Annotated in this window: 20 protein-coding genes; 15 read left to right on the top strand and 5 right to left on the bottom strand. The window is 66.4% G+C overall.

The genetic code is table 11. From position 1 onward, the window contains the following. The first annotated feature begins 46 nt into the window (after positions 1 to 46). Positions 47 to 2,221 (top strand): acyltransferase family protein, encoded by a 2,175-nt coding sequence (locus tag DWV11_RS15830; RefSeq protein ID WP_168404732.1) that lies wholly within the window; start codon positions 47 to 49, stop codon positions 2,219 to 2,221. Between the two features lie 34 nt (positions 2,222 to 2,255). After that, entirely contained in the window at positions 2,256 to 3,317 is a 1,062-nt protein-coding gene (locus DWV11_RS15825) for a TroA family protein (protein WP_136017924.1), read from the top strand. 63 nt (positions 3,318 to 3,380) lie between these two features. Here the strand turns inward: DWV11_RS15825 and DWV11_RS15820 are convergent, their stop codons facing one another. Next, entirely contained in the window at positions 3,381 to 5,429 is a 2,049-nt protein-coding gene (locus DWV11_RS15820) for a DUF6541 family protein (RefSeq protein ID WP_115789878.1), read from the bottom strand. A 156-nt stretch (positions 5,430 to 5,585) separates the two neighbouring features. On the opposite strand from DWV11_RS15820, the gene DWV11_RS15815 reads away from it, so the two are divergent. The 4 genes from DWV11_RS15815 to DWV11_RS15800 all read left to right on the top strand — a co-directional run bounded on the left by DWV11_RS15815 (position 5,586) and on the right by DWV11_RS15800 (position 8,772). After that, the gene (locus DWV11_RS15815) at positions 5,586 to 6,323 is read left to right on the top strand and encodes a glycosyltransferase family 2 protein (RefSeq protein ID WP_115789877.1); all 738 of its coding nucleotides are present in this window, start codon (positions 5,586 to 5,588) and stop codon (positions 6,321 to 6,323) included. Between the two features lie 3 nt (positions 6,324 to 6,326). Next, complete coding sequence (locus DWV11_RS15810; RefSeq protein ID WP_115789876.1) at positions 6,327 to 6,743, top strand: DUF2304 domain-containing protein; 417 nt, start codon at positions 6,327 to 6,329, stop codon at positions 6,741 to 6,743. After that, a complete protein-coding gene (locus DWV11_RS15805; protein WP_115789875.1) occupies positions 6,740 to 7,636 on the top strand; it encodes a glycosyltransferase family 2 protein in 897 nt (298 codons plus the stop codon). Before DWV11_RS15810 ends, DWV11_RS15805 begins: the two co-directional genes overlap by 4 nt. Positions 7,637 to 7,740: 104 nt before the next feature. Next, a complete protein-coding gene (locus tag DWV11_RS15800) occupies positions 7,741 to 8,772 on the top strand; it encodes a hypothetical protein (RefSeq protein WP_115789874.1) in 1,032 nt (343 codons plus the stop codon). Positions 8,773 to 8,845: 73 nt separating this feature from the next. On the opposite strand, the gene DWV11_RS15795 is transcribed toward DWV11_RS15800, so the two are convergent. The 3 genes from DWV11_RS15795 to DWV11_RS15785 are packed head-to-tail and all read right to left on the bottom strand — an operon-like array spanning position 8,846 to position 11,589. Beyond that, positions 8,846 to 9,640 carry an SDR family oxidoreductase gene (locus tag DWV11_RS15795; RefSeq protein WP_115789873.1) on the bottom strand — a complete coding sequence of 265 codons (795 nt, stop codon included), beginning with the start codon at positions 9,638 to 9,640 and terminating at the stop codon, positions 8,846 to 8,848. Then, entirely contained in the window at positions 9,637 to 10,449 is an 813-nt protein-coding gene (locus tag DWV11_RS15790; protein WP_115789872.1) for an acylneuraminate cytidylyltransferase family protein, read from the bottom strand. The genes DWV11_RS15795 and DWV11_RS15790 overlap by 4 nt, the downstream gene beginning before the upstream one ends. A 54-nt stretch (positions 10,450 to 10,503) precedes the next feature. Then, entirely contained in the window at positions 10,504 to 11,589 is a 1,086-nt protein-coding gene (locus DWV11_RS15785) for a Gfo/Idh/MocA family protein (protein ID WP_115789871.1), read from the bottom strand. Between the two features lie 125 nt (positions 11,590 to 11,714). Here DWV11_RS15785 and DWV11_RS15780 point away from each other — a divergent pair, with 125 nt between their 5' ends. The 9 genes from DWV11_RS15780 (at position 11,715) to DWV11_RS15740 (ending at position 22,001) form a co-directional block, all read left to right on the top strand. Next, positions 11,715 to 12,404, top strand: coding sequence for a PglD-related sugar-binding protein (locus DWV11_RS15780; protein WP_115789870.1), 690 nt, complete (start codon positions 11,715 to 11,717; stop codon positions 12,402 to 12,404). Further along, positions 12,401 to 13,453, top strand: coding sequence for an N-acetylneuraminate synthase family protein (locus tag DWV11_RS15775; protein ID WP_245953718.1), 1,053 nt, complete (start codon positions 12,401 to 12,403; stop codon positions 13,451 to 13,453). Before DWV11_RS15780 ends, DWV11_RS15775 begins: the two co-directional genes overlap by 4 nt. 1 nt (position 13,454) lies before the next feature. After that, the gene (gene neuC, locus DWV11_RS15770) at positions 13,455 to 14,615 is read left to right on the top strand and encodes a UDP-N-acetylglucosamine 2-epimerase (protein ID WP_115789869.1); all 1,161 of its coding nucleotides are present in this window, start codon (positions 13,455 to 13,457) and stop codon (positions 14,613 to 14,615) included. A gap of 4 nt (positions 14,616 to 14,619) precedes the next feature. Further along, positions 14,620 to 15,678, top strand: a complete 1,059-nt coding sequence (locus DWV11_RS15765) for a sugar phosphate nucleotidyltransferase (RefSeq protein ID WP_115789868.1) — start codon at positions 14,620 to 14,622, stop codon at positions 15,676 to 15,678. A 5-nt stretch (positions 15,679 to 15,683) separates the two neighbouring features. Continuing rightward, positions 15,684 to 16,691: an SDR family NAD(P)-dependent oxidoreductase gene (locus DWV11_RS15760; RefSeq protein WP_074588144.1), complete on the top strand. Its 1,008-nt coding sequence runs from the start codon at positions 15,684 to 15,686 to the stop codon at positions 16,689 to 16,691. A gap of 19 nt (positions 16,692 to 16,710) precedes the next feature. Then, entirely contained in the window at positions 16,711 to 17,862 is a 1,152-nt protein-coding gene (locus DWV11_RS15755; RefSeq protein ID WP_245953716.1) for an aminotransferase class I/II-fold pyridoxal phosphate-dependent enzyme, read from the top strand. Continuing rightward, on the top strand, positions 17,855 to 19,303 hold the full coding sequence (locus DWV11_RS15750) for a lipopolysaccharide biosynthesis protein (protein WP_136017923.1): 1,449 nt from the start codon (positions 17,855 to 17,857) through the stop codon (positions 19,301 to 19,303). The genes DWV11_RS15755 and DWV11_RS15750 overlap by 8 nt, the downstream gene beginning before the upstream one ends. A 4-nt stretch (positions 19,304 to 19,307) precedes the next feature. After that, positions 19,308 to 20,534 carry an acyltransferase family protein gene (locus DWV11_RS15745; protein WP_168404729.1) on the top strand — a complete coding sequence of 409 codons (1,227 nt, stop codon included), beginning with the start codon at positions 19,308 to 19,310 and terminating at the stop codon, positions 20,532 to 20,534. 219 nt (positions 20,535 to 20,753) lie between these two features. After that, complete coding sequence (locus DWV11_RS15740; RefSeq protein ID WP_136017922.1) at positions 20,754 to 22,001, top strand: hypothetical protein; 1,248 nt, start codon at positions 20,754 to 20,756, stop codon at positions 21,999 to 22,001. Here the strand turns inward: DWV11_RS15740 and DWV11_RS15735 are convergent. Continuing rightward, the coding region (locus tag DWV11_RS15735) for an LGFP repeat-containing protein (protein ID WP_425452070.1) at positions 21,992 to 22,364 on the bottom strand (373 nt) is incomplete at its 5' end. The two genes, DWV11_RS15740 and DWV11_RS15735, sit on opposite strands and share 10 nt — an antisense overlap.

The following is a 22,364-nucleotide window of genomic DNA, read 5'->3' as shown; positions in this document are numbered from 1 at the left end:
TCATGACCCAGCCTCCCGTTGCTGCCACACGCCGGGAGACCATGCGGTGAGCCAGCAGACCCCCACCCTCGCTGTCTCCAGCCCGGCGACGCCGAAACCGTCAGGGAAATTCCGCACCGACATCCAGGCGCTCCGCGCCCTTGCGGTGACCGCCGTCGTCATCAATCACCTCTGGCCCTGGCTCCTGCCCGGCGGCTACGTGGGTGTGGACATCTTCTTCGTCATCTCCGGCTTCCTGATCACAAGGCACCTCGTGGAAGAGCTCCGGGCGACCGGAAGGGTCCGCCTGGCCACCTTCTACGGCCGGCGCATGCGGCGGCTCCTTCCCGCAGCCCTGCTGGTCGCCGTCGTCAGCACCGCAGCTTCCTGGCTGATCCAGCCCTACTCCCGCTGGCTCGATGTCGCGTGGGAAACCATCGCCGCAGTCTTCTACGGCGAGAACTGGCTCCTTGCCGCGAAGTCCATCGACTATTCGGCCGACCACGAAATGGCCACGCCGGTCCAGCATTATTGGTCTTTGTCTGTGGAGGAGCAGTTCTACCTGGTCTGGCCGCTGTTGCTCGCCGGCGCGTTCCTGCTGGCGCTGCGCCTGCGGAAGGCTCCGCTGCGCCTGCTGTCCGCCACGATGGGGACGGTCTTCGTGCTCTCCCTGGCCTACAGCGTGTATTTCACGATCGACAGCAAGAACGAGGCCTACTTCGTCACGACCACCCGGGCTTGGGAGTTCGCGGCCGGGGGCCTCATCGCCCTGGCCACCTTCGCACTCGCGGGACGTGCTACCGACCGCGGCGTGCAGAGCAGCAATATGCGGCAGCCGGCCCTTCGGCGGCCGATGGGGCTGCTCGCCGGAGCCGGCGCGGTTGCCCTCTTTGCCTCGCTCGTTGTCTTCGACGAACAGACCTTATTTCCCGGCGCCATGGCGCTCATCCCGGTCCTGGGCACGGGGGCGATCGTCCTCGCAGGCTCGGTGCTGGGACGAAGCGCACTGCCCGCCGTCGGATTCGGGCCTGTCCAGTGGCTGGGGGATATTTCGTATTCCCTGTATCTGTGGCACTGGCCCCTGATCGTCCTGGCGGCTCCGTTGCTTGGCCACGAGCTGCGCATCCGGGACAAACTCGTCATCGGCGTGGCCTCGATCGGGCTGGCCATGCTGACCAAGCGCTTCGTGGAGGATCCGGGCAGGTCGCGCTTGTTCCGGAACCGGAAGGCACGGGTCAGCATCTTCGCCGGCTTCGGCGCGATGGTGCTCGCGGGCGCCATGGCCGTCGGCATGGTGTTCTCCGCCGGGTACGCCGAGCAACTCCAGCAGCAGCAGCTGGCCCTCCTCGCGAAGTCGCCCTGCTATGGCGCAGCCAGCCTGAACGAGGGGGCTGCCTGCCCGGGGAAGTACGGTCCGCCGCACGCCCTGAACATCGGAAGGGCTGAGTCCCCCTACTTCGCCGTGTCCGGCTGCCGTTCGGCGACGGACCAGATCCGGGTCCAGGGGGTGCCCTACCTCCAGGATTGTGACTACTCCGGAGGGAAGAAGGACGCCAAAACCGTCTGGTTCATTGGAGACTCCCACGCTGAGCACTGGAAGGTCGCGTTCTTCGACCTGGCCCGGAAGCAGCAGTGGAAAGTCCGTCTGAGCCTCGCCGGTGGCTGCTCGCTGGCGGACGTGCGAAGGGTCGCGTTCATGGACGCCCCCCGCCTGGATGAGAAGAGCCAATCCCGTTGCCTGGACTGGAGCGGGCAGGTCTCGGACAAGATCATGAAGCAGCGCCCGGACCTGGTGGTCGCCTCGACCTTCTCCGTGAAGGAGACGATCGACGACGGCACCGGCCGCGACCAGTTGAGCCAGTACCGATCGTCCGTGGAGCGGCGGATCGCGAAGTGGGGCCGGAACGGCACGAGGGTGGTCGTTGTCCGCGACTCGCCGCTGACCCTGGGCAAGAGCACGCCCGGCTGTGTCATCAACAACAAGGGCAACGCCCTGGCGTGTGCGACGCCGCGGAACAAGGCCCTTGTGGCCGATCCGACGGCCAAGGCCGTCGCGGAACTCGGGCATGCCAACCTCAAGGTGCTGGACCTGTCTGACCAGTTCTGCGACGACGCCCGCTGTTATGCGGTGACGGGCGGGCTTTTCGTGTTCTTCGACAACAATCACCTGAGCAAGAGTTATGTTGAAAGTCTTGCCCCGGTCTTTGAACGCAGGCTGCTCAGCCTTGCCCCGGGAGCGTAAGGCTCCGGCCTCGACAGGAATGCCGATTTTTATGATGGGAAACGAGAAAATGATGTCCGGACCCGAGCGTACGAGCACCAGCCGCCGCGCTTTCCTCGCCTTTGCGGGCCTGGCGCCCCTGGCCTTAGCCGCCTGCTCGGCGGACAAGAAAGGCCCCGTGGAGGTCAAGCCCTCGGATACGGGCTTCCCCAAGTCCATCACCCATCGTTTCGGGACTACCACGTTGAAGACCCCTCCGTCCCGGATCGTGGCCCTGGGAGCGGTGGAGGCAGAGACACTGGTTTCGCTGGGCGTTGTTCCGTTGTCCCGTCCGATGGCGGACTCGACCGCGTGGTACCGGGCGGGCCTGCGGGCTTTGCCCTTTGCCGATGCCTCGCAGACGTACGACGACGGCCGGCAGCTTTCCGCGTCTGTCTTCACCGAGCTTGAACCCGAGGCGTTCCTCGCGGTGGGCAGCCGGCTGAGCCGCGAGGAGTACGAATCACTGTCCGCCCTCGCCCCGGTGATTCTCGCACCGGAGAGCGTGCCGGCCGAGTCGTGGGAGGCCGTGACCCGGTTCATCTCCGAGGTCACCGGACTGCAGGACGCGGCCGCGCCGCTGATCGATGCAACCCGCCAGGAAGTTGCGGACTCCGTCGTCGACTACCCGGTGCTCAAAGGCGCCACCGCCCTGTTCGTCTCGGCATCGTCAGCCTCCGGATCCGACCTGATCCTGGCCGTACAGGGCTCGGCGCCGGCCGCGTTCTTCACCTCCCTCGGACTCGCAGCACCACCCGCTCTTGCCAGCCTCGGCAAGGGCCTGAAGGAAGCCCCGGCACGGTTCCCCAAGGGCATGGTCTACCTCCCGCGGACGCGTGCGGCCGAACTGAGCGCGGATGTCCTGGTGGTGAACGTTCCTTCCAGCGACTTCAACAGCTACAAGGCAAACAAGGCGCTGAGCAAGGACTTCCCGGATTTCGGGCGCGGAACGGTCTACGTGGTTTCGGGGGATGAGGCCGTGGCCCTGCAGCGGCAGTCCATGCGGGGCGCCGAGTGGGCGGCACGGAACGTTGTTCCTGAACTGGCCAAGGCCGTTTTCAAGTCCAAACAGGCCTGAAGCATCTAGCGAATAACGAGAAAGGCGGGACACCTTAGGTGTCCCGCCTTTTCGCTTGGGGGCCTAGCCGCAGGCGGTCATCTTGAACAGGCGCGCCTTGCCGACCTCCTTGACCAATTCCACTCCAGGGGCGGAATCGTCGGCCAGGTCACGCGTGCCCTCCAGGGGTTCGCCGCGGGGCGTCATTTCCTGGTCGGCGAAGTCGAGTGCCCAGTAGGCGCGCTTCTCCTTGATGACGGGGCATACGCTGGGGTTGTAGGCCGCTTCGCTCCAGTGGTCCATGAGGAGCCGTTCGCTGTCGCTGCGCGCACCGAGGATGTGCGGGGCGATGACGTGGCGGCCGGAGAACGCGTACGCCATGGAGGCGCCCGTGCGCGGGTTGCCGACGATCATGTCGCTGGCCGGGACGATGTCCGCGAGCTGTTTCATGAGCGTCAGTTCGTCAACGGTCACGAGGCTCGAATCGGTCCGGGTCTCAAAGGTGGTGGACAGCCGCTGCTGCACGTTGGACAGGGTGCCGCCCTGGCCGGCGACGCCGATGGCGAGGACGACAACGGCAGCGGCGGCGCTGGACGCCGTCGGCCCCTGGAGGCGGGCCGCAAGCCCCCGCAAAGGCTCCAGCGGGCTCTTCCGGGCTTCGCCGTCGTGCTTCGCGGATGCCCAGTGGGCGATGAACGGTCCGAGCCGGGCGATGATCCAGTCCAGGCCGAGCGCAGCCACGGGGAGCGTCACAAGGGGAAGCATCGCGGCAAAGCGGTTGCTGTCGGAGTACCAGACGCCGGTCATGAAGAAGCGGAACGAACCCACGGGCCAGGCGGAAACGATCAAATAGAGCACGGCGGCGATGGCGAACATGCCCAGGCTCCACCAGTGTTTCCGGATCCGCCGGGCAATGACATAGAGACCGGCGATGGTCAGCAGGAAGATGATCCAAGCGACGGTGGTGCCCATGGGGGCGCTTCCCAGGATCTCGCCGAGAGCCTGGGCGTTGGTCTGGAACGGAGTCCAGCTGGCGGCGCTCTGCGGGGGCCGGACGACGATCCAGACGCCGAGGCTGCCGATGGCGTAGACGGCGACAGCCAGAGTCCAGAAGAGGAAGGTCCGTCCGTTGATCTCCCCGCGGTACCGCCGGGCGACAGCGCGGAGGTAGACGCCGACGACGGCGGGGCTGGCGAACAGCAGCAGCGCAACGAATGCGCTCGGATGGGTGAGCGCGAGGCCCGGGACCGTGGCCGCCAGGAGCACGAGCGCGTTCCCGTTGAGTTTCAGTTGGCCCGAACGGATACCGCTGGCTTCGATGGTCAGTGCCAGCACCGCCGGCAGCATGGTCAGTGCCGCATGGTTGGGGTAGAGGATGCCGAAAGCCACCATCAGGTACGGGAAGCTGCTGAAGCCTGCAGTCAGGACGCCGGCGCCCAGCAGGGTCAGTGGCCGGGACCCGACGATGCGGGTGACCAGGAAGAGCGAACCAAGGGGCCAGACGACCGCGGCGTAGAGAATGGATCCCCAGTTCACAGCCACGGTGATGGCCTGCCCGCCCGACATCAGGACGAGCGCGAGCAACGCGTGCATTCCGGCCGGGTACAGTCCCTTGGAGGTGTCGGTCAGGTTCCCGAGGGTCAGTGTGTTGGCCGACTGGGTATCGGCGATGTAGCGGACTGCGTTCAGGTGGTAGACGTTGTCGAACGTCTCCGAGAAGGACTCGGGACTGCCGAAGCCGGCCATGTAGCGCGCAGCGATGATGACCGCCGGGACCAGGACGGCGAGGACCACGATGGCCTTGTTGACCGCTGTCCGGGGATACACGCCGCGGTCGGGGTCCGGGAGTTCCAGCGCACTGTGCTTCGCGCCCCTCCGGCGCAGCACCACCCGCACAGCCGTCACGAGCGCAAGGAGAACGACGGTCAGCGCAGCGATGGAAAGCGGGTTGAACGGAATCCGCGCGAAGCCGAAGAGGATGCCGGCCGACGCGACAACGGTGGTTGTCACGGGAACGGCCAGTACGGCCAGGCTCGGTCCTCGCACGCCGGCAGTCCACAGCAAAGCCATGCCTGGGGCGAAGAAAACAACGATGGCGATTCCGAGCGTGGGGAGGGTTTCCCACCAGGACATAGATCAACTCCTAAACGTCAACGCAAGACTACTAGGCCTGGCCGGGAGTTCGTCGCCGGCGCCGGCAACGCGCCGTTTGACTGCCGGGTGTCACCCCTCTCCTTGATACAATCCACAATCATGGGTAATTCACGGCGTTCTGGCGTTCTCATTGTCATGCCAGCATGGAACGAGGCAGAAGCTATCGGAAACACCATCCGACACGTGCTTGACGTCGTACCCCAGCACGATGTGCTCGTCGTCGATGACGGATCCAAGGATGACACTCCGCGGATTGCGGAACAGGCCGGTGCCACGGTGCTCCGGTTGCCCTTTAATCTCGGAGTCGGCGGGGCAATGCGGGCCGGGTTCAAGTACGCCCTGCGGCACAAGTACCGTGCGGTCATCCAGGTGGATGCCGACGGGCAGCACGACCCGCACGACATTGACCGCGTCCTGGCGGGGTTGGAGCATTCGGACATTTCCATCGGGGCCCGCTTCGCGGGCCGGGGCAGCTATGGTGCGAGGGGTCCGCGCCGCTGGGCGATGTTCTTCCTGGCCAAGGTCATCTCGGCTGTGGCCCGCACGCCGTTGACGGACGTGACCTCCGGATTCCGGGCCGCCAACGAGCGGGCCATCCGGCAGTACATTTCCCATTTCCCCACCGAGTACCTGGGGGACACCATCGACTCGTTGGTCGTCGCCATCAAGTCGGGGTGCAAGGTCACCCAGGTGCCGGTGGAAATGAAGGAGCGCCAGGCCGGTACGCCGAGCCAGGGACCGGTCAAATCTTCCATCTACCTGGCGCGGTCGGGCCTGGTCCTGTGTTTCGCACTTGCCCGCCGCCGGACTCCTGGCACAGGGGAACTGCATGCACCACAGTCAGGCGACATCGCCGGAGAGGGAAGTGTCTAAGGCATGACTGTCGCCGCTTCACTGGTTTTTTCCATCTTCATGGTCATCGTCGTGCTGATCATGCTCCGGAACGGACGGCTTCGCGAGAAGTACGCCATTCTGTGGCTGGTCATCGGCGGACTCACCATCATCCTCGGCTTGTTCCCCCGGCTGCTCAACTGGGCGGCGGCCCTTGTGGGGGTCGTTGTCCCGTCCAACCTGCTTTTCGCGCTGTCGATCCTTTTGCTGGTCGGCGTGAGTTTGCACGTTTCGCGGGAATTGACCATTTTGGAAGATGAGACCCGGATCCTGGCCGAAGAGGTCGCCATTCTCCGTTCCTCCGTGGAGCAGCTCCAGCGGGGAGCACACACCGAAGCCGTGGTTCCGGACACCGGTTCAACCACGCAGACAAGCCTTCAAGCGAGAGAAGAAGACAAGTGACGATTGATGTAATGCTGCCGTACTACGGCGACGTGGCCATGATGAAGGCCGCCGTGGACTCGGTGCTCGCCCAGGACGACAAGGACTTCCGCTTCACGATCGTGGATGACGGCTACCCGGACGAGAGCCTCCCCGAGTACTTCAACGGCCTGGTGAGCTCCGACGAGCGGGTCCGCTACTACCGCAACGAGCAGAACCTCGGCGCAAACGGTAACTACAAGAAGTGCATCGGCCTCGTCGAGCACGAGATCGTCGTCATCATGGGAGCCGATGACATCATGCTCCCGAACTACATCAGCACCGTACGTAAAGCGTTCGAAGACCCCACGGTGAGCATCGTGCAGCCCGGCGTCGAGGTCATCGACGAGAACGGCGCGGTCTACGAGCCGCTCGGCGACAAGGTCAAGAGTTTCCTGCGGCACCGGCTCGTCGGCAAGGCCTCCGAAGCCATCGTCTCCGACGAGGCCATCGCGGAGAGCCTGCTGGTGGGTGACTGGCTCTACTTCCCGTCCGTGGCCTGGCGTGCCGACGCCGTCAAGACCCACGATTTCCGCCCCCAGTACAACGTGGTCCAGGACCTCGCCCTGGCCATCGACATCATCCTCCACGGCGGACGCATGGCGGTCCTGGACACCGTCTGCTTCCAGTACCGGCGCCACCGCGAATCGGACTCTTCCGTGCGCGCCCTCGACGGCCGCCGTTTCGCAGAAGAGCGTGCCTTCTTCGACGAATGCGTCCGCGACTTCACCGCCAGGGGATGGAAGGACGCCGCCCGCGCCGCCAGGTGGCATCTGACTTCCCGGCTCAACGCCGCATCGCTGACCCCGAAGGTGATTTCCAAGGGCATGTGGCCTGGCCTGCGGAAGCTTGCCGCCCACGCCGTGCGTCCCTGACACCCCGACGCTCCGGGAAGATGCGCCGCCGGAAGCCTTGCCACCGGCGGTGCATTTCCCTGTCGCCTCCGTCCGCGATCCCACCGGAAGGTGCCTGAAAGCCCATGGATATCCAGAACCATTACTACGGCCATTCTGCCGTTTTTGCCCTGTATTGCGGGAGCAAGCGCCTGCGGCACGTCTCAGGATTGATCCAGCACGGCTGGACTGTCAGCAGCCCGGTGACCGCGCAGTTCGGCGACTTCGCCAGTTGGGGCCCCAAACGCCGTCGGCTCTCTTGGACCAGCTCCTCCCGGGGCTGGAAGCCCACTGACCCCGGAAACTTCTTCGAGGACGGCACCCCGATGCTGGACGCTGTCGGCGCCCCGTACCTGTACCTGCTGGACGGTGCCCGGGAGGCCGGGGCCGTGCCGGCCCGCAAGGACAAGACGCTCGTGCTGCCGCTCCACGGCACCGCCCTGCTGAAGGTCGACGGCGACCATGAAGCGTACGCGCAGATGGTCAAGGAACGGGAAGGCGCGGCCACCGTGTGCCTCCACATCGACGACCTGCACAACGACGAAATCATGTCCGCGTGGAGCAACGCCGGGCACGAGATCGTCAGCGCCGGCGACCGCCGGGACCCGCAGTTCATCGGCCGGATCCTGTGGATGATGTCCGAAGCTCCCCGTGTGGTGTCCAACAGGCTCTCCACGGCCCTCATGTACGCCAGCGTGACCGGTGCGGACGTGGGAATCTATGGCCCCGACTTCAAGCTCGGCGCGAATGCCCACGCCGATCCCGGGCTGGTCATGCGTGATTTCTGGCCCGAGTTCTACGACGAATCCACCCCGCAGGAGGTCCTGCGGAAGATCGCCGAAGACGAGCTCGGCCGGGCCGACATGCGTTCTCCGGAGGAGCTGAGGGCGCTCCTGGGCTGGGATTCGCATACCGTTGTGCCGTTCCTGGAGTACTGGGCCAGCGGCCCCCTCACGAAAGCCCAGACGGTCCTTGGCCTGAAGAAGATTCCCGAAGGGGCGCATGCCACCGAGGCAGGCCTGTCTCCGTGGCACTGGATCAAGCATCCGTTCAAGCACCTGCCCTCGCCGCTGCCCAAGCTGCCGGCGATGGCCGCCGTCGAGCCCCTGCGTCCGTAAGCAGAGTACGGCAAGACCGGAAAGGCCCTGGAGCGTCCGCTCCAGGGCCTTTCGCCTTGCTGTCCGTTGTGCCTTACCAGGCGCTCCAGCCGCCGTCGACGGCGATCGTCTGGCCGGTCACGTAGCGGGAAGCGTCGGACGCGAGCCAGACCACGACCCCGCGGAAGTCGTCTTCGGTGGCCATGCGGCCCAGCGGGGTCAGTTTTTCGTAGCGTTCCGTGAAGCTGTCGGCCTGGCCCCTGGCGATGCCGCCCGGTGCGAAGGCATTCACCCGGACCTTCGGTGCGAGCACCGTGGACAGGTAGCGGGTCAGCTGCACGATCCCGCCCTTGGTGGCTCCGTAGGCCGCCGGGTTGCCCATCCGGGTTCCCTCGTAGAGGCCCATGTTCGGGCCGACGATGCCGTAGATCGAGGAGACGTTGATGATCGAGCCGCCCGGGCTTTGGGCCAGCTTCGGGGCGAGTTGCCGGGCCAGGGAGAACGGCGCCCTGAGGTTCAGGGACGAAGCCAGCTCGAACGCTTCGTCACTTTGCTCCTCGAACGGGACGGCGTAGCCCGGAACGCCGGAAGTGCCGGTGAACGCGGCGTTGTTGACCAGCACGTCCAGGGGACCATCGATCGACTCCACCAGCCGGCTCGTCCCTTGGCTGCTGAGCAGGTCGGAGGCGATCCCGACGGCGTTCACGCCGTGGCGGCCGGCGATGGCCGCCGCGGTGTCGTTGCACGCGTCGGCGTTGACGTCCGAGATGATGATGTCGCAGCCCTGGCCCGCGAGGGCGTCGGCCAGGACGCTGCCGAGAGGGCCCGCGCCGCCGGTGATGAGTGCGCGCCTGCCGTGCAGTGAGAAGAGGGAATCTCCGGAACTCATGCCTCTTCTCCGTCCGGTTCGCCGCCCGCAGGAGCTGCTGCAGCGCCCGCTTCCGGGATGTCGACCCCGGGCAGCGGTGCGAGCCCTGCGCTCACCACGGCCTCCACCAAGCGGAACTCCCGCTCGTCGTCGATGCTGAAGGCATGGGTTTCGGGGATTTCCGCATAGCCGTGGCGGCCTTCGTCGAACCAGCTGTTCTCGAGCCGGCGGACGAATTCGGAGCGCCAGACGTAGAAGCTGCCGTTGATCCGCATGAACCGCGGAACATCCTGCCTGCGGACCACCCCGGCGCCTTCGCTGAAGTAGCGCTCGAGGTGGGACGCGCCGTCCGGGGCCGGCTTCACGCCCACCCAGGTGGGGTTGAAGAACGGTTCCGAGACAGCGATGACGCCGTCGAGTTCAGGAGAGGCCGCAAGCGAATCGATCGCGGACCGCACGCTTTCGGGGGTCCGGGTGGGGCTGGTCGGGTCCAGGAGGAGGACCATGTCGTAGCTGGTGGAATCGAGTTCCTCCATGGCCGTCAGGGCGTGGCGCAGGACCACGCTCATCGGCGCAGTGTCGCTGGCTAGCTCGGCGGGGCGCAGGAAGGGCACCTCGGCGCCGGCCGCAGTTGCCACTTCGGCGATTTCGGCGTCGTCCGTAGACACAATGCACCGCACGTTGTCGCCGAGCAGTTCCGCCAGCGCCACGGAGTGCGCCAGGAGCGGTTTGCCCAGGAGGGGGCGGATGTTCTTGCCGGGGAGTCCCTTGGACCCGCCGCGTGCGGGAATGACCGCGAGCACTTTGGGCCCGGCCGGGTTCTCATTCATTGTTGACGTCATCCTCGTGGTGGATTCGCGGGCCCGTTTTGCCGGACCGCAGTATCACCACACTACCTTTTCGGCCTTCCCGGAAGCCGACGCCGTGCGCGCCGCATCGCAGATGGCCACGCTGGCCACGCCCTCTGCGAGGCTCGCCGGACGGAAGCGGTCCATGGTGGTCCCGCCGTCGATCCCGGCGCGCTGCAAAATGGACAGGGATTGCCGGGCCAGGACGGTATCGACGTCGGCATCGTCACCGAAAACCGCCTCGACGCTCCCGGTCGAGCCGCTTTCGGCGTCGGGCCATTCCAGGGCTACGCGGTTGCGGACGACGTCCCACACCAGCGCCCCCTCATCGGTGGCGACCCGGATGTTGCGGGTCTTCACCGGGGTCACATAATCCAGGCGAAGGTGGACGGCGGCGGGGCTGTCCCAGAGGATGTCGGCCGATTCCTCCGCCTCGATGCCCAGGATGCCGCTGCCCAGGACCGAATGCAGTTCGGTAGGGGCACCGAGCAGCATGGTGGGGTAGTCGATGTCGTGCACCAGGTCCCTCAGGACCCCGCCGTCTTCCTTCCGGGCCGAATAGCTGCTCCGGAAGTCGCGGTTGGGCCGCCAGGACGGCAGCCACGACTGCGAGGCGAGCTGCGCGCTGGTGACACGGCCCAGGCGGGGGAGCAGTTCGGCCGCCACCGCAAAGCCCTGGTGGAAGCGCAGCGGGGCGGAGACCGAGATGGTGTCCGCCCGCGGATGGTCGAGGAGGACCCTCGCATCGGCGGCCGCCGGTGCCACGGGCTTCTCCAGCAGGACCGCCCCGGGAGCGTGGCCCAGGGCCTCCAGGGTGTCGCCGATATGCCGCCGGGTGTCGGTAGCAACGACCACCAGGTCCAGCGGTGCATCCGGATACGCCTCGACCAGTTCCGCCGTGGCCGGGATGTCGGGGCGCTCGCCCAGGGACGTGCCGGGCCGGACGGGCCAGGCATAGAGCTTGTCCACGCCCAGTTGCTGCAGCACCCGCAGGTGACGGGCACCGATGGAGCCGGTTCCGCGCACCAAAGCCGATGTCTTCCGGCCGCCGGTGCCCTCCAGCCGTGGAAGGGGGAGGCTTCCGGCAGCACTGGAACCGTCAAAGTATGATGTGAAAGTCATCTGGCCAATCCAAGCTCTGAGGTGTTGCGGCGGTATATGGAGAACCCTGAGATGGCCTGCCGCCGGGGCAGTGCCGCCCGGAACAACATAGCAGGGCGCGCATTCCTGTTTAGCGGTGCAGCCGCATGAGGTCCTGGCTTATCCTCGGCGCCTCCGGTCATGCCCGAAGCCTCGCCTCCATCATCAGGGGCCGCGGCGACCGCATCGCCGCCGTCGGTGACCATGCCTTGTCCACCGAGGCCGGGCGGACTGCTGCAGCGGAGGCTTTCCGCAATGCGGACGGAAGCGTTCCGGTGATGCTCGACGACGACGCCGAGGCCCTGGATTTCGCCCTCGCGGAATCGCTGTCGGTCACCATCGCGGTGGGCGCCAACGGTGTCCGGTCGAGGATTGCAATGGGGCTGTTGGCCGACGAACGTTTCGGCGATCTCACGGCTCCGCTGCTTGCGGCGAGCGCCACCGTGGACGCTACTGCGGTCCTCGGGCCGCTGGCCCAGGTGTGTGAGCATGCCCACGTCGGTCCCCTCGCGCAGTTGGGGGAGGCGGTGATCGTGAACACCGGCGCTATCGTCGAACACGATTGCCGGGTCGGTCCCGGGGCGCACCTGGCCCCCGGTTCGGTGCTGCTCGGTGCCGCCACGGTCGGCCGGGAGGTGTTCCTTGGCTCGGGAGCCCGTGTCCTTCCCGGCGTCGGCGTCGGCGATCACGCAGTCCTTGGCGCAGGAGCGGTGGCGACCCGCCAATTGGACGGTATGGCAACATATGTGGGAGTGCCCGCCCGGCGACTCAACCCAACGAAAGGCCCAGCACATTGACGGATGACCAGCGTCCCGCTTCTGTACGTTTCGGCAGCCACAGCATCGGCCCGGCAGAAGAAGTCTTCGTGATTGCGGAGGCAGGCGTCAATCACGACGGCGATGTCGCCGTCGCGCACGAACTGATCGATCTGGCAGCGGACACCGGTGCAAACGCCGTCAAGTTCCAGACCTTCAAGCCGGAAGCGCTGGTCACGAGCTCCGCCGGAACCACTCCGTACCAGAAGAAGGCCGGCTTCGCCGAGTCCCAGGCCGAGATGCTTGCCCGCCTCACCCTCCCGGAAGCGGCCTGGAAGGAACTGCGCGACCACTGCGACGAACGCGGCATCACCTTCCTCTCGACGCCGTTCGACTACGACAGCGCCCTCATGCTCGCCGAACTGGGCGTTCCGGGCCTCAAGATCGGCTCCGGCGAGCTGACGAACACCCCGTACCTTTCGGCCATCGCCGAGTTCGGCATCCCGATGATCGTTTCCACGGGCATGGGAACCCGCGAGGAAATCGCGGCGGCCCTGGAAGCCACCGCCAAGGCGCCCGCCACGGTGCTGCTGCACTGCGTCTCCGCCTACCCGGCCCCGCTGGAGGAAGCGAACCTGCGGGCCATCCCGGCCCTCCGGGAGGAATTCGGCGTCGAGGTGGGCTGGTCCGACCACACCCCCGGCGCGGTCACCGCCATTGCGGCTACTGCCCTTGGCTCCACCCTGCTGGAGAAGCACATCACCACCGACAAGACCCGCAACGGCCCGGACCATTCCGCCTCGCTGGAGAGGGACGAGTTCGCCTTCTATGTCCGGTCCGTGCGTGAAGCCCAGGCCGCCCTCGGTGACGGCCGGAAGCGCCGGATGCCCAGTGAGGAAGCCAACGCTTCCCTGGTCCGCCGTTCGTACCACGCCGCCCGGGACATTGCCGCCGGGTCCGTCATCACTGCCGACGACGTGGCGATCCTGCGCCCCGAAGGCGGGCTTGCCCCGTCGGCCGTGGTGATCGGCAAGACCGCTGCGCGTGCGGTGTCCGCCGGCACGGCCCTGCTTGGGGAGGATCTGCTCTAGCATGTTGGTCCTGGCTTTTGTAGGGACCCGCGCGGACCTCTTCCCGCTGGGGCCGGTCCTCTCGGCACTCGCCGCGGATGACGCCGTCGACCTCCACGTCGCGACAGCGATCGGGTTCCCGGAAGGGACCGCGCACGCGAGGCTGCTCGAAGCCGGCCTCCCGGAGGGCCGTTTCACCCACCACGAAGAGGGGCTCTACCTCGAGGAATTGACCGCGGACACCCAGACGCGCACCGGGGCAGAGCTCTCGGCCCGGATGGCCGGGCTCGCCGGGAGCCTCGCGCCGGACGCCGTCGTCGTCCTCGGTGACCGCTGGGAACTCCTCTACGTCCTCCCGCCCTTCATCATCAGCGGTGTCCGCCTCATCCACTTGCACGGCGGGGAAGTGACGGAAGGCGCCCTGGACGAACGCGTCCGGCATGCAGTCACGAAACTCGCCGACCAGCACTGCGTGAGTACTGCGCAGGCCGCACGCCGGGTGGCCCAACTGGGCGAGTCCGCGGACCGGATCCACCAGACCGGTGCCCCGGGCCTGGACCGCTTCGCCGACCCCGTGCCGCTGGACGCGGCTGCGTTCGAGGCCGAGTTCGGCGTGCGGCTCGAACTGCCGCTCGTGATGGTGACCTACCACCCGCCGACGGCGGAAATGCCGGGCAACGCGGGCGCACTGGCCCGGCAGGTGTTCGAGGAGAGCATCCGCCAGGCGGGGACCGCGATCCTCACGTACCCGGGGTTCGACGCCGGGCGGGAGGAAATCATTGCCGTCCTCAAGGAGATCGAAGCGCAGGGCCTGCCGGGTGTCGTTGTCCGCGAGAGCCTGGGGCCGCTGTACCCGCAGGTGATGGCCACGGTCCAGGCGCTGATCGGGAATTCCTCCTCCGGAATCCTGGAGGCAGCCACGTTCGGAGTGCCCGTCGTCAACGTCGGAGACCGGCAGCGGGGGCGTGAGCACGGGGCCAACGTCATCCACTGCCGCGATGACCGCCAGGAGATTCGCGCTAGTATTGAAAAGGCTTTGAGTGCGGAGTTCCGCGCGACGAGCCGCGATGTGATCAACCCATACGGGAATTCGCATGCTGCCGGGCTCATCGAAAAGGTCGTCGTGGAAAGTCCTTCGACCGGGCTGAGCAAGACATTTGTTGACGTAACGCTGGAGAGCTGAATCTATGACTATTGAGGGCCCCCTGAGCAAGGTCTGCATCGGCCCCGAAGCCACAGTGCGGGAAGCTCTGGAAGCCATCGACCGTGGCGCGTCCGCAATAGCCCTGGTGACAAACAACGACGGCGTGCTCCACGGCGTCCTCACGGACGGCGACATCCGCCGCGGGCTGCTCCGCGGTGCGCAGCTGGAGTCCAAGGTCCTGGAATACGCGAACAGCAACCCCCACGTGGTGGGCCGCGACGCCACCCGCGCTTCCGTCCTCGACCTGATGCGGAGCCTGCGGATCAGCGAAGTTCCCGTCGTGGACGACGGCGGCACGCTCGTCGGACTTCACACCCTCACCGACATCGTCGGCAGGAAGCCCCTGAAGAACCTGGCCGTGATCATGGCGGGCGGAAAGGGCACCCGCCTCGGGGCGCTGACCAAGGACACCCCCAAGCCGCTCATGACGGTGGCGGACCGCACCATCATCGAGTGGATCATCCTCGGCCTGGTCGAATCCGGCATCACCAACATCTACGTCTCCGTGGCCTACCTCGCCGAGAAGATCATGGACCACCTCGGCGACGGATCGCGCCTTGGCTGCAGCATCAAGTACCTCCACGAGGACCCCGAGAAGCCGCTCAACACCGCCGGTGCGCTGGGGCTGCTGCACCACGAGGTCAAGGAGATCGACGAAGCGGTGATCGTGACCAACGCCGACCTCATGGTCCGCTACTCGGCCGGTGAGCTGCTGGCGTTCCACGAGGCAAAGGGCGCCGCGGTCACCGTCGCAGCCCGCCCCTACACCCACCAGGTACCGTTCGGCGTCCTGGACATCGCCGAGGACCGCTCCATCAACTCGGTGGTCGAAAAGCCCACGGTCGAGTTCGAGATCAGCACCGGCATCTACGCCGTGTCTCCCGAAGCCCTGGCAATGGTGCCTTACATGGAGCCCTACTCCATGCCCGAACTCGTCAAAGCCTGCATCGATGAGTCCAAGACCGTGGCCGCCTGGCCCATTGATTCGGACTGGATCGACGTCGGCACTCCCAAAGACCTAGCAACAGCGAAAGGCCAGTGATAACCATGAATTTCGAGGACATCAAAGGCAAGACAGTGGTTGTCACGGGCGCCGATGGCTTCATCGGCAGCCACGTCACGCAGCGTCTGATCGCCGAGGGGGCGAACGTCCGCGCCCTCTGCGTCTACAACTCCAACGGCTCGTACGGCTGGCTGGATGACCTGAGCCCCGAAGAGCGCGACGCCGTCGACCTCCAGCTCGGTGACATCCGCGACGCCGAGTTCGTCTCGGACCTGGTCAAGGGCTCCGACGTCGTCCTCCACCTCGCCGCCCTGATCGCGATCCCGTACTCCTACCAGGCGCCCCGCTCCTATGTTGAGACCAACGTCGTCGGCACCCTGAACGTCCTCGAAGGCGTGCGCCGCCACGACGTTCCGCGCCTGGTCAACACCTCCACCTCCGAGGTCTACGGCACCCCGAAGACCGTTCCGATCACCATCGACAACGAGCTCCGCGGCCAGTCTCCCTACAGTGCCACGAAGATCGCCGCCGACAAGCTCTGCGAAGCCTGGGCGAGCTCCTTCCAGACCCCCGTGGTGGTGCTGCGTCCGTTCAACACCTACGGTCCGCGCCAGTCCGCCCGCGCCGTGATCCCCACCGTGCTCCAGCAGATGATTGCCGGCGCCGAGAAGATCCACCTCGGCTCCCTGACGCCGCGCCGCGACTTCACCTTCGTCGAAGACACCGCCGACGGCTTCTTCAAGGCCGCCACCGCGCAGATCCCGCTCGAGGGCCAGGTCATCCAGCTCGGCACCGGCTACGACGTCAGCATCGGCGAACTCGTCGAGATGGCCGCCAAGGTCACGGGTTCCACCGCCGAGATCATCACCGAGGACATCCGGGTCCGTCCCGAAGCCAGCGAAGTGATGCACCTGCTGTCCGACCCCTCGCAGGCCCTCGCCGAACTCGGCTGGGCCCCGCAGGTTGGCCTCGAAGAAGGCCTGCGCCGCACGGCCGAATGGATCGAGGCCCGTGGCGTCGACGCCGCAGCCGCAGCCAAGTACGCCCGCTGAACCGCCAGAAAGGCAAACCGTGTCGCGAGTTCCCCTAGCCATCCCGAATATCGGCGAACGCGAAGCAACGCTGATGAACGAAGCCATCAGCAGCGGCTTCGTTTCCTCGGTGGGCCATTTCGTCAGCGATTTCGAGAAGCGCTTCGCGGAGTACGTCGGGGCCAGGTACGCGGTGGCCTGCGCCTCCGGAACTGCGGCCCTGCACATCGCCATGCGCCTTGCCGACATCCAGCCCGGCGACATGGTGGCGGTGTCCGACTTCACCTTCATGGCCAGTTCCAACGCCGCGTCCTACCAGTTCGCCGAACTGCTGCTGGTGGATTCGGACCCCGAGTCCTGGTGCATGGACGTGCCGAAGCTGCGCGCCGAACTTGAGCGCCGGAAGGCCGCGGGGGAGAAGCTTCCCAAGGCCATCGAGATCGTGCACATCCTCGGCCAGCCGGCGGACGCGGCTGCCGCCGTCGAGCTCGCACAGGAGTACGGCATCCTCGTCATCGAGGACGCCGCAGAAGCACTGGGCGCCACGTGGACATCCGGACCGCTGGCCGGCCGCCACGTCGGCACGGTCGGTGACATGGGCGCGTTCTCCTTCAACGGGAACAAGATCATGACCACCGGCGGCGGCGGCATGTTCACCACCAACGACGAGGAACTGGCGCGACGCGCCAAGCACCTCTCCACCCAGGCACGCCAGCCGGACCGCGGCTACCTGCACGACGAAATCGGCTTCAACTACCGGCTGACGAACATCGCGGCAGCGCTGGGCGTCGCCCAGCTCGAACGGCTCGACGGTTTCGTCGCCGCCAAGCGCGCCATTGCGAAGCGTTACAACGAGGCCTTTGCCGGTACCGAGATTCAGACCCCGCCGGACCTGGACGGCCAGGAGTCCACGTACTGGCTCTACTCGGTCCAGGTTCCCGCGTCCCGCGGTGCCGGCGCCCGGGACGAGCTCCAGGACTTCCTCGCCGAGGCCAACATCGAGTCGCGTTCGCTGTGGCGGCCCCTGCACATGCAGCCGCCCCTGAAGGACGAGGCCCGCGTGGGCGGCAGCGTCGGCGAAGACCTCTTCGCGCGTGGCCTGTCGCTGCCATGCTCCACTGACCTCACGCCGGAAGACCAGCAGCGGGTCATCGACCGTGTCCTCGAGTGGCTTGCCGGCAGCGGTGAGTAGAACAGCGCCCGACGGCGGTCCAGCCGCCTCGGGCGCCGTGAGCAACACCGGGCGGAACTCGCTTCTGTACCTCGCCGGGGCCCTCATGCAGGGCCTCGGTATCTTCATCGTGCAGCCATTTGCCCTGCACTTGCTCAACAGCGACAGCAAATGGCAGGAACTCTACCTGTCCGTTTCGGTGATCCAGGTCGGGGTGGTGCTTGCCTCCGCCGGATTGCCGCTGGCCATCACGAAGGCCTGGTTCGAACCGGACGGGCATGCCAAGGCCCGGGCCATCAGCGGATTCCTCACGATCGGCGGACTGCTGCTGGGCCTCGCGGGCGCAGGCGTCTACGGCCTTGTCACCAGCGGCAGCGGAACGCCCAGCTTCGCGATTGCGCTGGTGGCCATGGGACTGCAGGCCTCGGTCCTGGCGGCCCAGGCAATCCTTCGCGCACAGGGACGCCCGGTCATGTTCGTGGCACTCAGCCTGTGCTCGTCCATGGCCGCGTACGTCGGCGGACTGCTCGCCATGCTCCTGTTCGGCTCGGAGGCCGTGGTCTTCATGGCCGGGTACGGTGTCCTCGTCTTCCTGGGCGCGGTACTCTCGCTGTTCGTTGCCCGGCCGGCGATGCCGCTCTCCCACAAGGGAGCACTGCGCGAAGCGATCGCGGTCGGAGGGCCGGTGCTGCCGCACACCGGTGCACTCATGCTGCTCACACAAGGTGCGCCGTTCCTCCTTGCCGTGGTGGCAGCCAACGGCGTTTCGGGCGACTACGGCAAGGTCCAGGTGTTCATCCTGGGAACCATCACGTTGCTCGGTGCCCTCAACAACGCCTGGGTCCCGGCTTTGATGTCCGTGCGCGGACAGGACCGGGTGGAGCGCATGCGCTCCACGATGGCCACGGCAAGCTTTGCCGGGCTGGCCATCGTCGTTGTCGCCGCGGCGGGGGCGAACCTCGTCGTCCACCTGATGGCAGGTGGCAAGGAAAGCCTCGTCCCGGTGGCCCAGCTCATGCCGCTCGCGGCCATGGGGTACGTCCTGTACCTCAACGCCTCCACGCTGCTGTTCGCCGACAACGCCACCTGGTGGCTGTCGGTGGTCACCCCGGCGGTCCTGCTGGTTTCCGCAGCCGTCGCCTTCTGGCCCGCATCGACGGGGAACCTCGTCGGCGTGGCCGTTGCGTCGTCAGCGTCGTTCCTGCTTCTTGGCCTTGCCTATTTCGTTGTCGCCCGGAAGCGTGCGGCGGGCGGCTGGGCTCCGGGAAGCTATGTGCTGTGCTGCATTGCGGCCGTCGCCTACACGGGATTCCTGATGCTCCTGCCTACGAACCTCACCACCGGCCTCATCACGGTTGCCTCGGTCGCCGTGGCAGTTCTCGCGGGAGCCGCGTGGTGGCGCGCCAGGTTGAAGCGGACCGGCGGCGCCCGTGTGAAGCCAGAAAGGGCCCACGTTGACTGAGACCGTGAAAACTTCCGAAAGGGCTCCCGCCAAGGCGGGCCAGCCCATCGTCTTCTTCGACTTCGCCCGGGGTATTTCCGCGCAGGCCGTCGTGCTGGGCCACGGGCTGAACATCTTCCTGCCGGGTATCTTCATGGTTCCCGGACACCGTGTCTTCTACATGCAGTCCTTTGCCGTGATCATCTTCTTCGTGCTGTCGGGGTACCTGATCACCAGCGCCGTGCTGAAGAAGCGGGACCGCCCGGAATTCACCTTCGGTTCCTATATGCTCGACCGGGTGGCACGGGTGGTCTATCCGCTCTTCCCGGCGCTGGCACTGATCATCGCCTGTGACTTCCTGGTATTCCGGGGGACCACCAGGCTTCCCTTCGACGGCGTGGACTTGAGCCCGCAGGCCATAGCCGGCGCCTTCACCATGCTGTTCAACCACCCCCTCCTGCAGGAATTCGGACCCCGGCTCGGTGCGTCCTGGATCAACGCGGGGCCCGTGGGCAGCGGTGCGCCCTTGTGGTCGGTGGTCGCCGAATGGTGGATCTACGTTGCCTTCGGCCTCCTGGCGTTTGTGGCCCTGCGGAGGACGAAACTGGGCGTCGGCAGTGCCTTGCTGCTGATCTTCGCCATTGCCGTGCCAGTGGGCTACATGGCAAAGGGAAGCTACGAATCTTTGGCCTGGATCATCGGTATGCTTTACGCCCTCGGGGCCAGCCGGGTTGCCAAGCTGCCACGGTCCTTCCACGCCTGGGTGGTGGTCCTGGGCACGGCGGCGTTCCTGGTTGCCTTGTACTACAACCGGCAGAACCTGCACTCTGCGAGCACCATCCTTCCGGCCTCCGTGGCGTTCTGCCATCTGTACTTCGTGATCGACGGCATCGCCGCCAAACGGTCCCTGTCCGGCCGCGTGCCCGGCGTCTTCCAGGAGCGGTTCGGGCGCGGCTTCAGGGCGTTCAGCCTCTTTCTTTCGAGCTACAGCTATTCGCTGTACCTCCTGCATTTCTCGGTTGTGTCATACCTTTGGTACTTCCTGCACGGCGTGCTGCCGGCCTGGCAGCTGATCGCCCTATCGATCATTGCCAGCAACCTGCTTGCCTTTGGCTTTTACCTCGGGGTGGAGCGGCACTTCCACAAGGTGGGGAAGTGGCTCAAGGGGGCACTGCTCCGTCGGGCCGCGGTCGCGCCCCCGCCGGTCGCTGCAACGATGCGCAAATCCGACCTGGAGGACGCAAAGCCCTGAGCGGCGAGAGCGTCCGGGGCCGCCTCGTGACCTTGTCCTGCGCCGCCGATGCGACGGCCGGGCCGGCACGGCTGAGCTAAACTCGATCCGGTGGATTCCCGGACGTGGGCTGTCTTCACGGTGTTCCGGAACGGGTCTTCACTGATTGCCACCGGTCCCTTCCGAAGAACGGAATGCGGCTGCTTTGTGGCGAGGGGGCAGTGAAGCGAGGAGTCACGGGTGTCATCTATTGCCGGCCGGAAAACGGGAAACCGGCCGACGCGGGTGCGGCACGCCTGGGTGCATGTTGCGGCCGCTTTGATCTTTGCTGCGGCGACCCTGGCCATGGGCCCGGGCGTGGTCTGGGGCGACACCGTCCAGTACCTACGGATCGCCCACGAACTGGAAGGTGCCTCGCCGGATGAAGCCTGGGAAACGGCATATCTGGAATTCTGCAAGAACCCGTCCATCCCGTATGCGGGCACGGTTGACAACTGCCTGAGCACCACCATGGCAGGACGCGGCCCTGTGATCGGCTACATCGACAGGAACCCGCAGTACCAGGAAATCTTCAGCCCCCGGATCGGCTATCCGCTGATCTCGTTGCCCCTGATGAACCTTCTCGGCGACAGGACCGGATTATGGATCGTCGCCGTTCTGTCGACGGCGGTCGCCGGGCTGCTGCTTGCCCGGCTCGCCCACCTCGCGAGGCTTCCGCTGCTGCCGTCCGCAGTTGCCCAAGTGGCCTTCTACGTTCTTCCGGTAAGCCTGCCCCACGGCATCGCCCTGCTCGCGGAGGCGCCGACCCTGTTGTCTTCCCTTGTCATGGCAATCGGCTTGGCACACCTGATGAACGGTGCGCGGAAGCGGGGGGCGTTGCTGATGGCGGTGGGCCTGGGGATGGTGTTCTTCTTCAAGTACTCGTCCACGATGCTGCTTTGCGTGAGCTTCCTTGGCCTGTGCATCTTGCTGCTTCTGTTCAAGGACTACCGCAGCCGGCCGCAACTCAGGGCGGCAGCGGTTGTCTCCGCGCTGTTCGCAGGGGCCAGCGTCCTGATTAATACCCTGCTTGGCCTGCCTGGCCTCCAGCACAGCCTCCAAGACACCTTCACCGACCATTTCAGGTTCCCGCCGGTGGACGACCCGCTGCAGCGCCTGATCGCCTTGGAGGGTGACTTTGCCCTGTCCTTCCTTGCAGCACTTCCGGCCAACGCCGCGTACCTGGCGGTCTTCGTTGCGGCTGTCGTGGGCATGGTGCTCGCCAAGCGGCGGGGACTCCTTCCGATGGCCGGGTGGGCGGCGGCAGGCCTGTCCATCTACGGGGTCCTCAGCGTCATCGCGCACCCGGTCTACAATCAGTCGGACCGGCTTGGGTCCAGCCTCTGGGTGGGCGTCGCCGTCGGGATCGGATTCCTGGCGCTGGTTATCCTGCGCCGCTTCCAGAGGGGCAGCGGCCCGGCCGGCGCCGGCCGTGGGCGTCACGAATAGTTGACGGTAACTCCAGCCGAAGTCCAGGTCATGCTGCCGCCTTGGAAGGCGACCGTGCGATATCCAAGGTACGCAACGGCGGCCGCCTTCGGGTAGCCCAGCCCGCCCATCTGCCAGCCGGCCTGGCGCCACGCGTCCCGGTAGGGTTCGGTGACCGCGTGGGCCCCTGTTGCCGACGTCCAATAGACGTTGCCCTTGCTGAAGGCCTGATAGCAGCCTCCCCCATAGAGGCCGCACATCACCCTGCTGGTGGGGTAGCCGATGGCGGGTTGGAAGCCGGCTTCTTTCCATGCGTTCCAGTAGGCGCCGGTGACGGCGTGGGCTCCGGTGGTTGAGCTCCAGTAGATGTTGCCTTTGGCGAAG

This window comes from Arthrobacter silvisoli (assembly GCF_003369445.1).
Taxonomy (GTDB): Bacteria; Actinomycetota; Actinomycetes; order Actinomycetales; family Micrococcaceae; genus Arthrobacter; species Arthrobacter silvisoli.
The sequence above is the reverse complement of the archived record's forward strand: the minus strand, read 5'-3'. Positions and strand labels throughout refer to the sequence as shown.